10 protein-coding genes are annotated in these 14,886 nt (G+C 68.7%); 5 read left to right on the plus strand and 5 right to left on the minus strand.

Annotated features, from left to right (window positions below; all coding sequences use genetic code 11):
- Positions 1 to 12: 12 nt before the first annotated feature.
- Complete coding sequence (locus IT182_13855; protein ID MCC6164430.1) at positions 13 to 1,038, plus strand: SMP-30/gluconolactonase/LRE family protein; 1,026 nt, start codon at positions 13 to 15, stop codon at positions 1,036 to 1,038.
- Positions 1,039 to 1,089: 51 nt separating this feature from the next.
- On the opposite strand, the gene IT182_13860 is transcribed toward IT182_13855, so the two are convergent.
- Positions 1,090 to 1,695, minus strand: a complete 606-nt coding sequence (locus IT182_13860; GenBank protein MCC6164431.1) for an HAD family phosphatase — start codon at positions 1,693 to 1,695, stop codon at positions 1,090 to 1,092.
- Positions 1,696 to 1,760: 65 nt separating this feature from the next.
- Between IT182_13860 and IT182_13865 the strand changes: the two genes are divergently transcribed.
- On the plus strand, positions 1,761 to 2,936 hold the full coding sequence (locus tag IT182_13865) for a Gfo/Idh/MocA family oxidoreductase (GenBank protein ID MCC6164432.1): 1,176 nt from the start codon (positions 1,761 to 1,763) through the stop codon (positions 2,934 to 2,936).
- Positions 2,937 to 2,942: 6 nt separating this feature from the next.
- Complete coding sequence (locus IT182_13870) at positions 2,943 to 4,328, plus strand: Gfo/Idh/MocA family oxidoreductase (GenBank protein MCC6164433.1); 1,386 nt, start codon at positions 2,943 to 2,945, stop codon at positions 4,326 to 4,328.
- Between the two features lie 39 nt (positions 4,329 to 4,367).
- On the opposite strand, the gene IT182_13875 is transcribed toward IT182_13870, so the two are convergent.
- From IT182_13875 to IT182_13890, 4 genes are all read right to left on the minus strand, one after another.
- Entirely contained in the window at positions 4,368 to 5,837 is a 1,470-nt protein-coding gene (locus IT182_13875; GenBank protein ID MCC6164434.1) for an Nramp family divalent metal transporter, read from the minus strand.
- Positions 5,838 to 5,896: 59 nt separating this feature from the next.
- A complete protein-coding gene (locus IT182_13880) occupies positions 5,897 to 8,740 on the minus strand; it encodes an FAD-binding oxidoreductase (GenBank protein MCC6164435.1) in 2,844 nt (947 codons plus the stop codon).
- 19 nt (positions 8,741 to 8,759) lie between these two features.
- Positions 8,760 to 10,484, minus strand: coding sequence for a dihydroxy-acid dehydratase (locus tag IT182_13885; protein MCC6164436.1), 1,725 nt, complete (start codon positions 10,482 to 10,484; stop codon positions 8,760 to 8,762).
- A 69-nt stretch (positions 10,485 to 10,553) separates the two neighbouring features.
- The gene (locus IT182_13890; GenBank protein MCC6164437.1) at positions 10,554 to 11,840 is read right to left on the minus strand and encodes a NupC/NupG family nucleoside CNT transporter; all 1,287 of its coding nucleotides are present in this window, start codon (positions 11,838 to 11,840) and stop codon (positions 10,554 to 10,556) included.
- 221 nt (positions 11,841 to 12,061) lie between these two features.
- Here IT182_13890 and IT182_13895 point away from each other — a divergent pair, with 221 nt between their 5' ends.
- Positions 12,062 to 14,158, plus strand: coding sequence for a hypothetical protein (locus IT182_13895; GenBank protein MCC6164438.1), 2,097 nt, complete (start codon positions 12,062 to 12,064; stop codon positions 14,156 to 14,158).
- Positions 14,159 to 14,227: 69 nt separating this feature from the next.
- Positions 14,228 to 14,886, plus strand: a 659-nt coding sequence (locus IT182_13900; protein MCC6164439.1) for a phosphoenolpyruvate carboxykinase, incomplete at its 3' end; no start/stop codon positions are given.

Raw genomic sequence — 14,886 nt, forward strand, 5'->3', positions numbered from 1 at the left:
AGAGGTGACCTGATGACTCGCACGCTCGTGATGACCGGTGCCGCGGCGCTGGTGCTCGGACTCGGAACCGGTGCGCTCGTGGCCCGGCAGGCTGCTCAACGCTACGTGGTCGGCAACCCCGTGGGCCTTCCCGTCGAACCGGCAGCCGACGGACGCTTCGCGCCGGCATCCGTCAACGTGAAGGTTTACGGTGCCGTCTACTCGGCCGAGAGTTGCTCCTACGACCCGGTCAGGAAGCTCATCGTCGTGCCCAACCGCGGCGTGCCGCAGCACATCCAGGCGAACAACGCGTGGATCTCGCTGCTCAACCATGACGGTTCGGTCCACACGCCACGCTGGATCGGCGTGCAGAACCCCGGCCCCGCGCGCGACGGCAGCACGCCCCCGCTCGTGCTGAACGAGCCGTTCGGGAGCGACATCGTGAACGGCACGTTGTACGTGGCCGATCGCGACGGGAGTACGGGTCCCGACGTCAAGGGCGTGGCCGTGATCAGACGCTTCGACATGGCGACGGGGATGCCGAAGGGCGAGACGCCGGTGCCCGCCGTCGAGTGGTTCAACGACATCGAAGTGGCCGGCGACGGCACCGTGTACGCCACGGTCACGGGCGGCGGACAGGAGACCGACGCGGCGACGTGGCAGGTGTGGCGCATCAGGCCAGACGGGACGTCCAGCGCCATCATCACCGGCGCGCCGCTGAAGCGCCCCAACGGCATCGCCATCGATGGCGACGGCAATCTCGTGGTGGTCAACATGCTCACGCCAGACGTGCAGACGTTCACGCCCGACGGCCGTCTCCTCGAGACCGAGCAGGCCGCTCAGCCCGGCAACGACGGCATCGTGATCATGAAGGACGGCACCAAGTACGTGAGCAGCGTGACCCAGGGCGGCGTGTCACGCATCAGGCCAGGTCAGGCGGCCACCCTCATCGCCGAGAACATCCCGAGCGCCGCGTCCATGTGCTACGACGAGGGCGCGAACCAGTTGGTGATCCCTATGAACGCCAACAACGCGCTCGCCTTCGTGAAGCTCGACTGACACCAGTGCGCCAGGGGTTGAAACCCCTGGCCTCCATCTGAAATGCCCGCATTACAGCAGTCCCCTGTCCACCAGATCCGTCCTGACCGCATCGGGGCCGTCGACGAGCGTGGCGTGGAGACCGCGGGTGCGGGCCGCGGCGACGTTGGCGGCGCTGTCGTCGAAGAACAGCACCGATGCGGGCTCCACGCCGAGCCTCGCCACCATGTCGTCGAAGATCGCGGGATCCGGCTTGCGCCGGCCCGCGTCCTGCGATCCGAGCGCCATGTCGAAAGCGTCGAGCACGCCAAGCGCGTCGAGCCGTGCCCAGTGCGCGGCGTTGGAATTGCTCAGCGCGGCGAGTCTGTAGCGTGGGCGCAGATCGTCGAGCAGCTCACGTGCGCTTGGCAGCCAGCCCCGAACCCAGTCCTGCCACGCGTCGAGAAACGCCTCGGGCGCGAGCGTGATGCCCCAATCGCGCGTGAACCGCTCGATGAACTGGTCGGTCGTGATCGCCCCCGCGCCATATGCCAGCGAGTGCGGACACGTCCCCCATTTCCTGGCGAGCGCGTCAGGGGCCATGCGCGCGGGCAGCAGCGGCTGAATGTCGTCGAGGCCGGAGAAATCGACGAGCACGCCCCCGAGATCGAACAACAGCACTGACACGCGATCGGCCATGTGCGGATTATCGCCGGGCCGGCGCTATGATGGGCGCTCCATCGCCCCCTGCCACAGGACGAGCCATGACAGACGCCAACCCGCACGGCGCATCACGCCGCGCCTTCCTGCGCACAGCCGCCGCCACGACCGCCGCGATGCCGCTCGCTTCCCTGGCGACAGCGCCCGCATCGGCCGCGACAGCCGCGCCCCTCACACGCGAGCCTCGTCAGCAGGAATGGCAGGGCCCGCCGCGCCTGAAGTTCGCCGTGATCGGGCTCAACCACGGGCACATCACGAGCATGACCAACACGGTCCTGCGTGGTGGCGGAGAGCTCACGTGGGTCTACGCGAAGGAAACGGACCTGGTGAAGCCGTTCCTGACGCGCTTCCCGCAGGCGCGCCTCGCGCGCAGCGAAGCCGAGATCCTCGACGATGCGTCGGTGAAGGTGGTGCTGAGCGCCTCGATTCCCGACGAGCGCGCACCGCTCGGCATCCGCGTGATGCGCGCAGGCAAGGACTTCATCGCCGACAAGCCGGGCATCACGTCGCTCGCGCAACTGGCCGAGGTCCGTGCCGTGCAGGCCGAGACGCGCCGCATCTACTCGATCGTCTACAGCGAGCGGCTCGAGAACAGGGCCACGGTGAGGGCCGGCGAACTCGTGAAGGCCGGCGCAATCGGCACCGTGCTCCAGACGATCGGGCTCGGTCCGCATCGCGCGAGCTTCAAGACGCGTCCCGAGTGGTTCTTCGACACGGCGCGCTACGGCGGCATCCTCGTGGACATCGCATCGCACCAGGCCGACCAGTTCCTGTTCTTCACCGGCTCGACCCGCGCGGAAGTCGTCGCCTCGCAGGCCGGCAACGTCCATACGCCGCAGCACCCGAAGTTCGAGGACTTCGGCGACATGATGGTGCGCAGCGACAAGGGCTCCGGATACATCCGCGTGGACTGGTTCACCCCTGACGGCCTGCCCACGTGGGGCGACGGCCGCCTCACGATTCTCGGCAGCGACGGGTTCATCGAGATCCGGAAGAACGTCGACATCGCTGGCCGCCCCGCCGGCAACCATCTGTTCCTCTCCGACCAGAAGAGCACGCGCTACATCGAACTCGGCGAGGTCGAGTTGCCGTACGGACGGCAGATCGTGAGCGACATCCTCGATCGCACCGAGACCGCGATGACGCAGGCGCACTGCTTCCTCGCGATGCAGCTCGTGCTCGAGGCACAGGAGAAGGCGCGCGCACCACGTCTCAGTTGACCAGCCATGACCAACCACCGACGACACGGCGCATCGCGCCGCACGTTCCTGCAGACCGCCGCCGCGACGACGGCCGCCATCGGCTTCCCGACCATCGTCCCCGCGTCGGTACGTGGCGCGCAGGCGCCGAGCAACCAGATCACCGTTGGGGCGATCGGCGTGGGCCGCATCTCGCGCACGCACGACATGCCAGGCATCTGGAAGCACGCCCAGGCGCGCATCGTCGCCGTCTGCGACGTGGATGCCAGGCGCGTGAACGACGCCAAGACGCTGGTCAATGGGCACTACGCGAAGGTCGGCGGAGCGCCGTATGCGGGTGTGACCGGCCATGCCGACTATCAGGAGTTGATCGCGAATCGCGACATCGACGCCGTGGTGATCAGCACGCCCGACCACTGGCACGCCGCCATCGCGATTGCCGCGGCGCGCGCGGGCAAGGACATCTACCTCCAGAAGCCGGCGTCACTGACCATCGCCGAAGGCCGCGCCCTCAGCGACGCGGTGCATCGCTCGGGCGTCGTCTTCCAGATCGGCAGTCAGCAGCGATCGCAGGTGCAGTTCCGGCGCGCGTGCGAGCTGGTGCGCAACGGCCGTATCGGCAGGGTGACGGCGGTGAAGGTGGGCCTGCCTGGCGATCCCTCGGGTCCGGTGGAGCCGGAGATGCCGGTGCCGGCCACGCTGAACTACGACATGTGGCTCGGCTCGACGCCGCGCGCCTTCTACACGGAGAAGCGCGTCCATCCGCAAGCGGGCTACGACCGTCCGGGGTGGTTGCGCTGCGAGCAGTTCGGCGCGGGCATGATCACGGGCTGGGGCGCGCATCATCTCGACACGGCGCACTGGGGCATGGGCGCGGAGTTCACGGGCCCCGTCGAGATCTGGGGGACCGCCGAGTTTCCGAAGAGCGGGCTCTGGGACGTCCACGGTCCGTTCACGACGCACGCACGCTATGCCGACGATGTGGTGATGACCGTCAGTGGCGACTTCCCCAACGGCATCCGCTTCGAGGGGACGGAAGGCTGGATCTTCGTGTCGCGCGGCAGCGAGACGGTCACGGCCAGCGACCCCGTCGCGAAGCTGAAGGACACGCAGGCCCTCGCGGCCAGCGATCCGCGCATCCTGGAGTCGACGATCGGCGAGGATGGCATCCGGCTGTACGTCAGCGACGACCACCACGGCAACTGGCTGGCGTGCATCCGCACGCGGCAGCTGCCGATCGCGCCCGTCGAAGTCGCCCACCGCGCGTGCAGCGCGTGCCTCCTCCACCACATCGCGATGAAGCTGCCCCGTCGCCTGCACTGGGATCCCGTAAGGGAACGATTCCGGAATGACGACGAGGCCAACGCGATGCTGTCGCGCCCCCGGCGCGAGCCGTATGGGTTGTCGACCTGACCGACGAACGGGCTGAGGCCCGTTCGCTCCATCCTCTCCTCATCCCAGGAATGCGCGTATCTGGGCGAGGATGAGCCAGCCGCCGAAGAAGCCGTAGAACGCGGTCGCGATGACGAGCATCACGAGGCGAATCCCGCCGATGCGCAGGGGCGCCGGGAGGCCGCGCAGGTTCAACCGGATGAGCAGCACGCCGTAAACGACCATCACGAGGCCGTTGAGGCACGCCGATGTCATGAGCAGCACCAGCGGCTGCTGCATGCCGCTCAGCAGGATGAACGACCCCGACACCACGCCCGCCCACACCGCATAGAAGTAGAGCCGGCTCTCGCTCCACACCTCGTTGCCCTGCAGATACACGGTGCGCAGGATGTCGGCGACGATCCGCGCGATGTAGTCGACGGTGCCCAGGGCCACGAGCACCAGCGACATCGCGCCGAACACCCAGAAGAACTTGCCGAACCACGGCGCGACCACCCGCTGGAGTACTTCGCCTTCCGCCTTGATGAACGCGAGATTGGCCTGCTCGGCGATCTGCTGACCGGGGATGGTCGAGTGCGCGAGCAACGAGAACGTCACGATCGAGAAGATGCAGATGAACCAGAAGCTCACCAGCTGCTCGGTGTTGGCGCGACGCCACCACACGCGGAAGCGCGCGAGGTTCGCCTCGTCGGTTCGCATCATCACGCCCGTGGTGGGCGCGGCCACGTCCTCACCCGTGATCGGCGAGACGATGCGCGGGATGTAGGCGCCCATGCCGAACCCCTTGTCGCGGATCCAGTTGCTCTGCGCGAGGTTGTTCACGCCGCCCGCTCCCGCGAACACGAGCGCACTCAGGAGCAGCGTGATCGGAATGGCCGACGAGTCTGGCAACTGGCCGATGTGCGTCACGGCCTGGGGCAGGTCCGCCCACGCAGAGGCGTCGATCGCCGAGACAATCGCAACGGCAAGGAACACGAGCGTGAGCCCCACCTTGAAGAACTGCGCGCGTTCGAGCGTCTGGTACACGACAGGCGACATCGTCAGGGCAACGCCGATCGCGATCATCACGCCCACCGTGATGTAGCCGACGTTGCCGCCGCCCATCAGGAACGTGAGGATGGTCACGCCCGTCGTCGCCCAGCCCGGCCACATGTTGGGCAGCAGCGTGAAGAAGCAGAAGATCCAGCCCCAGTGACGCCAGCGCCGCACGAAGCCGGCGATCGCCGTCTCTCCCGTGGCGAGCGTGTAGCGCTCGATCTCCATGTTGATGAAGTACTGGAGCGTGACGCTCGCCACGGCGGCCCAGAGGAACGCGGGGCCGACGGCAGCCGTGATGAACGGCCAGATGATGTACTCGCCGGAGCCCACGCCAAGGCCCGCGAGGATTACGCTCGGGCCCAGGATCTTGAAGAGTGGCAGCGGCTCGGGCATGTCGCGCACGGCCATCGGCGGCAGGCATCCCGCGTCGACGTATTGCTGGTCCGTCATGGCTCCCGCGCGCGGCGCCGCCCCCCCCTCGACCTCTTGCATCGCGAGATGGTATCCCACCCGATCGCCGTCCGCCGGGTGAAATCCGGCGGCTACACCTGTCATTCCCGGGTTGTCTGTTCGAGGAGGTGGACGATCGAGCGGTACGGGCGGCCTGTAGCGGAGGTCAGGGCCACTTCGCACATGCGGTTGGCCGAGACGTGGGCATCACACGCGGCGGCCCTGACGGCTTCCGCTTCGTGGCGTGTGGCAGACGCGGTGAGCTCCGGCACGATGAACCCGCGGTCGCCGGCAAACCCGCAGCACGCCGCGGCGTCGGGCAGCACGACATGGTCCGCGCACGCCTCGGCAAGCGTGACGAGATCCTCGACCCCGCCCATCTGCACGAGCGCGCACGTCGGGTGGACGGCCACCGACGCCGCCGGCGCCGTGACCACGAGGTGCGGCAGCAAGTCGGTACGCGCGAACTCGACGCTGTCGAGCACGCGCAGCCGGTCGAACCGCTCGCGATTGGTCTCGGTCAGCGCCGGCCGGCACCCGCGCAGGCCCTGCGTGCAGGAATTGGCGTCGATCACGATCGGCAGGCGCCCCTCCTCCGACCACGTCCAGCAGCGTTCGATCGCGTCGTTGGCCGCCTGTCGATGCCCGCCCACGAGCCCCTTCGACGAAAACGCCGTCCCGCAACACGTCCCATGCACGTCGTCCGGGATCCATACCGGACGGCCCGCGCGCGCCGCCACCGTGACGAGCGCGCGCTGCAACGACAACGCGTCGGCATCGCCCGGCGACGCGCCGAACAGTCGGCCCACGCACGCAGGCACGTACACCGCGGCCGCGCCCACGCGAGGTGTCCTCGGCAGGGCCGGTGCGGGCAGCGGCATCGCCGGTGTCCACTGCGGTACGTCACTGCCCCAGACTCGACGCGCCACACGCGTGAGCGCCGGCATCGCGCGCGGGCCGAGCACGCGCTGTACGCCATGCCCGACCGTCAGCGCCGCCTTCACGAGCGACTCCGCCAGCCCGAAGTGACGCGCGAGCGCACCGCCTGACTGCGCGGGCGTGTCATGCGGCACGGGGATCGCGCGCGGCCTGTTGCGCAGGCGCTTCACGAGCGTGCCTGTGTCGATCCCCACAGGACACGCCGTCGCGCACATGCCGTCGGCGGCGCATGTCGTCATGCCGTCGTATTCGTACGCCTCCCCCAACGCGTCGCGCGACCCTTCATCGTCGACCCGCGCCATCTCCCGGCGTACGACGATGCGCTGGCGGGGCGTGAGGGTGAGCTCGCGCGACGGACAGACGCGTTCGCAGAATCCGCACTCGACGCACGTGTCCACGACGTCTTCGACCGACGGCAGGGCCTTGAGGTCCGTGAGGTGCGCGCGAGGGTCGGCGTTCAGGATCACGCCTGGGTTGAGCAGCCCCTCCGGATCGGCCAGCGCCTTGAGCCGGCGCATCACGGCCAGCGCGTCGCCCCCCCACTCCGCCTCGACGAACGGCGCCATGTTGCGCCCCGTGCCGTGCTCGGCCTTGAGCGCACCGTCGTACTTCCCGACCACGAGTTCGACGACATCGTCCATGAAGCGCGCGTACTGATCGATGGCCACCGCATCGTTGAACGACTGCGTGATCACGAAGTGCAGGTTCCCGTCGCCCGCGTGCCCGAAGATGATGCCCTCCGGGTAGCCGTGCCGCGCGAACAACTCCTGCAGGTCGCGCACCGCATCGCCCAGGCACGCGATCGGGAACGCGACGTCCTCGATGATCACCGTCGTGCCGCTGCGCCGCACGGAGCCGACGGAGGGATACAACCCGTCGCGCACGCGCCACAACTTGCCGATCTGGCGCGGATCGTCGGTGAAGCCCGCCGGGTACATCAGGCCGTCGAGACGTTCGGCGAGCGGCTCGGCCACCGCGCGATAGTCAGCGAGCGCGTCAGGTGTTTCGGCCTGGAACTCCACGAGCAGGCCGGCCGCCGTGGGAGGCAGGTCGAGGAGTTCGGGCGGCACGCCGGGCTGGCGTTCCACAGCCCGCAATGACGCGCGGTCCATCAGTTCGAGGGCCTTCGCGCCAGCCGACTTGAGCACGGTGATGGCGGCACACGCCGCGTCGAGAGACCGGAACAGCAGGAGCGCCGTGCACTTGTATGGCAGGTCCGGGACGGTGTGCAGCACGGCCTCGGCGATGAACGCGAGCGTCCCCTCGGATCCGATCAGCAGGTGGCTGAAGACGTCCACGGGCCGCGCGTGATCGAGGAACGCGTTGAGGCCGTACCCCGTGGTGTTCTTCATCCGGTACTTGGTCCGGATCCGCGCGGCGAGCGCGGGGTTGGCCTCGATCGCCGCCTTGAGCTCCAGCACACCTTCGGCCAGCGCGGGCGCCGCTCGCCTGAACTGCGCGTCGGCATCCGGCAGCGCCGTGTCGATGCGCACGCCGGACGGGAGCACGAAGACGATCGAGTCGAGCGTGTGATACGCGTTCTGCGCCACGCCGCAGCACTTGCCGGACGCGTTGTTGGCGAGGATGCCGCCGAGCGCGCACGCCTGGAGGCTTGCCGGATCGGGACCGATCTTCCTGCCGAACCGCCGCAGGGCGAGGTTGGCTTCGCCGCCGAGCACGCCCGGCTGCACGCGCACGCGCGCGCCTTCGTCGAGCACGTCGATGCGACGCCAGTGACGCTTCACCTCGACGAGCAGTCCCGCTGTGACCGCCTGTCCGGACAGGCTCGTGCCAGACGCGCGGAACGTGATCGGGATGCGCAGGTCGTGCGACAGCCGGAAGAGCGCCGCGATCTCGTCGATGCCATCGGCGAGCACGACGGCTCGCGGCACCGGGCGGTAGAAGCTCGCGTCGGACGCCCACGCCGCGAGGTCGATCGGGCGTGTCAGCACACGCTCACGCGACACGATTGCGTCGAGGCGCGCGCGGAGCGTCGCCGCGTCGATGGTGGGCCCGTCCGCCACGTCAGTGCGAATGGCGGGGCACGGCGGACCCGCTGCCACCCTCGAGGAAGTCCATGTCCGCGCCCTTGTCGGCCTGCGTCACGTGTTCGAGGTACAGCTTCACGTATCCGCGCGTGGCGCTCGGTGTCGGCGGCCGCCACTCCGCACGCCGCCGCGCCAGCTCGTCCTCGTCGACGCGCAGCGACAGCCGGCGCGCCGGCACGTCGAGCTCGATGAGGTCGCCGGTGCGGACGAGCGCGAGCGGGCCACCGATGGCCGCCTCCGGCGCGACGTGCAGCACCACGGTGCCGTAGGCGGTGCCCGACATCCGCGCGTCCGAGATGCGCACCATGTCGGTCACACCCTGCCGCAGCAGCTTCGGCGGCAGGGGCATGTTCCCGACTTCCGGCATGCCCGGATAGCCGCGCGGGCCGCACAGCTTGAGGACGAGCACGCTGTCGGCGTCGACGTCGAGCTCAGGATCGTCGAGTCGCGCGTAGAGGTCGTCGATGTCCTCGAACACGACGGCACGTCCCGTGTGCTGCAACAGGTGCGCGCTCGCGGCGGCGGGCTTGATGATCGCGCCGTCGGGCGCAAGGTTGCCCTTCAGCACGGCGATGCCGCTGTCGGGCACCACCGGCTCCTCTCGCGGACGGATGACGTCGCGGTTGTAGCAGGGCGCATCGGCAATGAGTTCGCCCATCGTGCGTCCCGTCACCGTGATCGCGTCGCGGTGAATCAGGTCGCCGAGTTCGCGCAGCACGGTGGGCAGGCCCCCCGCGTAGTAGAAGTCCTCCATCAGGAAGCGGCCCGACGGCATCAGATCGACGAGGCACGAGACGTCCCTGCCGAGGCGATCCCAATCGTCGAGCGAGAAGTCGATGCCGACGCGGCCGGCGATCGCGAGAAGGTGGATCACGGCGTTGGTGGATCCGCCGACGGCGTTCACCGCACGCACGGCGTTCTCGAACGCGTTGCGCGTGAGGATGGTCGACAGCCGCAGGTCCTCCTCGACCATCGCCACGATGCGGTTGCCCGTGAGATGCGCGAGTCGCGAGCGCCGCGCGTCGACGGCGGGGATCGCCGCATTGGTCGGCAGCGCGATGCCCAGCGCCTCCACCAGGCACGCCATTGTCGAGGCCGTGCCCATCGTCATGCAGTGCCCCGGCGAGCGACTCATCCCGGCCTCGGCTTCACGGAAGTCCTCGGGCGACATCTGGCCGCAGCGCATCTCCTCGCTGAACTTCCAGACGTGCGTGCCTGACCCGATGTCCTGGCCGCGGAACTTCCCGTTCAGCATCGGTCCGCCAGAGAGCACGATGGTCGGCAGGTCCACGCTCGCCGCTCCCATCACGCACGCGGGCGTCGTCTTGTCGCAGCCGACGAGCAGCACCACGCCGTCGATCGGATTGGCGCGGATCGACTCCTCGACGTCCATGCTGGCGAGGTTGCGGAACAGCATCGCCGTCGGGCGGAGCTGCGTCTCGCCGAGCGACATCACGGGGAACTCGAGCGGGAAGCCGCCGGCTTCATAGACGCCGTGCTTGACGTGCTCGGCCAGGTCGCGCAGGTGCGCGTTGCAGGGCGTGAGCTCGGACCACGTGTTGCAGATGCCGATGATCGGCCGTCCGTCGAACACGTGATCGGGGTGTCCCTGGTTCTTCATCCAGCTCCGATGGATGAAGGTGTTCTTGTCGATCCCCGAATACCACGCGGCGCTGCGCCGCTGCCGCTTCACGCCTGACATGAGAGCTCCAAACAGAATTTCCCGGGCCGAGGGGTAGGGCCGGCTCTCCGAGCCCGGCCCGCGACTGTTCTACAGCAACGCGCCGGCGATGGTGGCGGTGACGAAATTGGCGAGCGTGCCGGCCATCATCGCGCGGAAGCCGAGGCGGGCCAGGTCGCTGCGGCGCGAGGGCGCGAGCGCACCGATGCCGCCGACCTGCATGCCGATCGACGCGAAGTTGGCAAAGCCGCACAGGGCGAACGTGGCTATGGTGAACGACCGAGGATCGAGCGTGGCCTTGAGCGCGCCAAGTTGCGAATACGCGACGAACTCGTTCAGCACCATGCGCGTCCCGAGCAGGTTGCCGATGACTGGCGCGTCGTGCCACGGCACGCCCATGCTCCAGGCGATCGGCGCGAAGACCCAGCCGAAGATCTGCTGCAGGCTCAGCCCGCCGAGGCCAAGGATCGCGTTGACGAGCGCGATGAGCGCGAGGAACGAGATGAGCATCGCGCCGACGTTGAGCGCGAGCATGAGTCCTTCCGAAGTACCACGTCCCGCGGCGTCGATGATGTTGACGTCGGTGCGCTCGTGCTCCAGTGTCACCGTCCCCATCGTCTCGGGCACCTGCGTTTCAGGCACGAACATCTTGGCCATCATGAGCGTGCCCGGCGCGGTCATGATGACGGCGGTCAGGAGATGCTGCGCCTCGATGCCGAAAAGCACGTAGGCCGCCATGATGCCGCCGGAGATGTGCGCCATTCCCGACGTCATCACCGTCATCAGTTCGGACTGCGTCATCCTCGCGAGATAGGGTTTGATGGTGAGCGGGGCTTCCGTCTGGCCCATGAAGATGCTGGCCGCGACGTTGAGCGTCTCGGCGCCGCTCGCCTTCATCACCCAGCGCATGCCGACGGCGAAGACGCGCACCACCAACTGCATCACGCCCAGGTAGTAGAGGATCGCGAAGAGCGATGCGATGAAGATGATCGTCGGCAGCACCTGGAAGGCGAAGAGCACCGAGTAGCGCGCACCTTCCTCGCCGAGCGCCGCCGTCATGATGCGCGGCCAGACCGTCTTGTCGCCGAGCGGACCGAAGACGAACGCCGCTCCCACGGCACCGAAGTCGAGCAGCCAGTTGATCCCGCGTCCGGCCGCCGCGAACGCCTCTCGACCGGGCGTCGTCCGGAGCACCACGAGCGCGATGACCACCTGCAGGCCGAGGCCCCACGCCACGGTCTTGCGGTCGATGGCCGACCTGTCGCTCGACCACGCGAACGCGATCGCCAGCAGCACGAGCAGTCCGACGAGCGATTGCACCTTGGGTGCGTGCGCGACGGCCGCGACAGCCGCCAGCACCGCGGCCGCACCAAGCATGCCGGCCAGGATCAGCGCGTCTCCCCGACGCCACGGCACGCGAGCGGGCGCCTCCACATGAGGATGAGTCACGCGCGGAAGTATAAAGCGCGTCGGCAACCGGCAATCGGCACGCCGGCAACCGGGCGGCGCGCTCAGTAGGTAAGGCCGGCTCTCCGAGCCCGGCCGACACGAGCGTCGCGGCTTGGAACCTATCGGGCTCGCGTGCACACTAACGCGATATGTCCCATTCCCATCGTCCCGGCCTCGCGGTCCTGCTCGCGGTTGCGCTCGGCATTCCTCTGCTCGCGCAGGAACCGGCTCCGTCCGCGCGGCTTCCCGTGAAGCGCGTCGTGCTCTACAAGAGCGGCGTCGGGTACTTCGAGCATGTCGGCCGCATCAGCGGCAGCGACACCGTCACCGTCGATCTCACCAGCGGCCAACTGGACGATGTGCTCAAGTCGCTGACGACCGTGGATCTGGGCGACGGGCGTGTGACGGGGATCACGTTCAACTCGGTGGCACCCCTCGAGCAGCGTCTGCGCACGCTGGGCCTGCCGCTCGGGACCGACACGTCGCTGCCGCAACTGCTCCAGGCGCTGCGAGGCTCGCGCGTCGAGGTGCAGGGTGCGGGCGCCGCCATCACCGGCCGCGTCCTCAGTGTGCAGGAGCGCGACAGGCAGGCCGGCGACGTCACCGAGCGCATCACCGACCTCACGCTGGTCACTGACGGCGGCATCGTGCGCACCGTCGTCGTGACGCCATCGGTGGGCATCCGCCTGGCCGAGTCGTCGCTGCGTGGCGAGCTTTCGCAGTATCTCGATCTCGTCGGCTCCACGCGCGCGCAGGACGTGCGCCAGTTGCGCATCGCAACGACGGGGAGCGGTACGCGCGACCTGTTCGTGAGCTACGTGAGCGAAGTCCCCGTCTGGAAATCGACGTATCGCCTCGTCCTGCCGTCGACGGGATCGCGCGCGCCATTCCTCCAGGGCTGGGCCATCGTCGACAACACGCTCGGCGAAGACTGGACCGACGTGCAGCTCTCGCTCGTGGCGGGCGCGCCGCAGTCGTTCATCCAGCAGATCTCGCAGCCGCTCTACACACGACGTCCCGTGGTGCCGCTGCCGAACACGGCACTCCTCACGCCACAAACGCACGACGCGACGATGAAGACATCCGGGATGGCGGGAGTCAGCGGAGGAGGCGAGGGAAGAGTCCCTGGTGGCGCGCTGGGTGGCGTTGCCGGCGGACTGCCCGCGCCGCCACCCGCCCCTGCCGCGCAGTTCCGGGCCACTCCCAGCGAGGAAGCCGTGCTCGACCGGATGTCGTCCGCACCGGTCGAGGCGCAAGGTGCCGCACTCGGCGACCTCTTCCAGTACACGCTCACGCAGCCGATCACCATCAGGCGCAACCAGTCGGCGCTCGTGCCGATCGTGCAGGCCGACGTCAGCGTCGAGCGCGTCTCGCTCTGGAGCGCCGCGTCGCGATCGCCGCATCCGCTGCGCGCGGTGTGGCTCACCAACGACACGGGGCTGACGCTCGACGGCGGGAGCCTGTCGCTCGTCGAAGGCGGGGCGTTCGCCGGCGAGGGCCTGCTCGATCCCGTGCAGCCGAAAGAGAAGCGATTGATTTCCTATGCCGCCGACATGGCCGGCCGCGTGACCGTGTCTCGCGATGGCGGACCGCGCCGTGTCAGCCGGATCCGGATCACTCGCGGGGCGTTCATCCAGGTCGTGCAGGAACGCGCGAGCAGCACGTACACGGTGCGCAACGAGGACGCGGAGCCGCGCACGTTCGTGATCGAGCACGCCAGGCGCGACGGGTGGGCCCTCGCACCGGGCGCACCCGCTCCGGCAGAGACCGCCGCCGCCGCTCACCGCTTCCGCCTCGTCGTCGCACCGCATGCGTCGGAGGATCTGAAAGTGGACGAAGTGCGCGACGTGGAGTCGCGCGTCGCGGTCACCACGCTCACGTCCGAGCAGGTGACGCTGGTCCTCACCGGCCGCGGTGTCGACGCCACCGCCGAGCCGCAGCTGCGAGCCGTGATGGCGCAGAACGCGGAGGTTGCGCGCCTGCAAAGTGCCTTGCGAGACAAAGCCTCAGAAATTGAGCGTATCGAGAAGGATCAGGCCCGCGTCCGCGAGAACCTGACGGCCCTGAAGACCAGCGCCGAGGAGCGGCAGCTCGTGGCCCGCTACGCCTCGCAGCTCGCCTCGCAGGAGGACCGCCTCCAGACGCTGCGCCGCGAGATCGAAACGCTCCAGGTGCAGCGAGGTCAGGCGCAGGACGAACTCGTGAGACTCGCCAACGCGATCACGCTCGACGTCACGTTGCCGTAGCCGCGCCTGCGCCCCACCCGCTCGGCCAGGTCCTTCGCGCGCCGGTGCGGATTGGATAGGATCGGCGCCATGACGACTGTGACCCTCGACAGGGACCCGTCCGTCCCGCTCGCCAGCAACCCGCACCTGCTCCGGTGGGTGGAGAAGATGCGCCAGCTCACCACGCCGGCCGCCGTCCACTGGGTGGACGGCTCGCAGGCCGAGTACGACGCGCTCTGCGCCGGCATGGTGGAGACGGGCACGCTCACGAAACTCGACGAGCAGCGCTGGCCCAACTGCTATTACGCGCGGTCGGATGCGTCGGACGTGGCGCGCGTCGAGCAACGGACGTTCGTGTGCTCCCTGTCGAAGGACGCGGCCGGGCCCACCAACAACTGGGTCAACCCGTTCGAGATGCGCAAGACCCTGCGCGGCCTGTTCAAGGGCTGCATGACGGGCCGCACGATGTACGTGTTGGCCTACAGCATGGGCGAGGTGGGCTCGCCGATGGCGCAGATCGGTGTGCAGCTCACCGACTCGCCGTACGTCGTGGCCAGCATGCGCATCATGGCGCGCATCGGATCGCCGGTGCTGGCCGAGATCGATCGCGACACCCGGCGGGTGGTGCCGTGCATGCATAGCGTGGGCATGCCGCTGCAACCGGGGCAGGCCGACGTGCCGTGGCCCTGCAACGCAGACAAGTACATCGTCCACTGCCCGGAGACGCGCGAGATCTGGTCGTACGGGTC

Source organism: Acidobacteriota bacterium (genome assembly GCA_020845575.1).
GTDB lineage: Bacteria > Acidobacteriota > Vicinamibacteria > Vicinamibacterales > Vicinamibacteraceae > Luteitalea.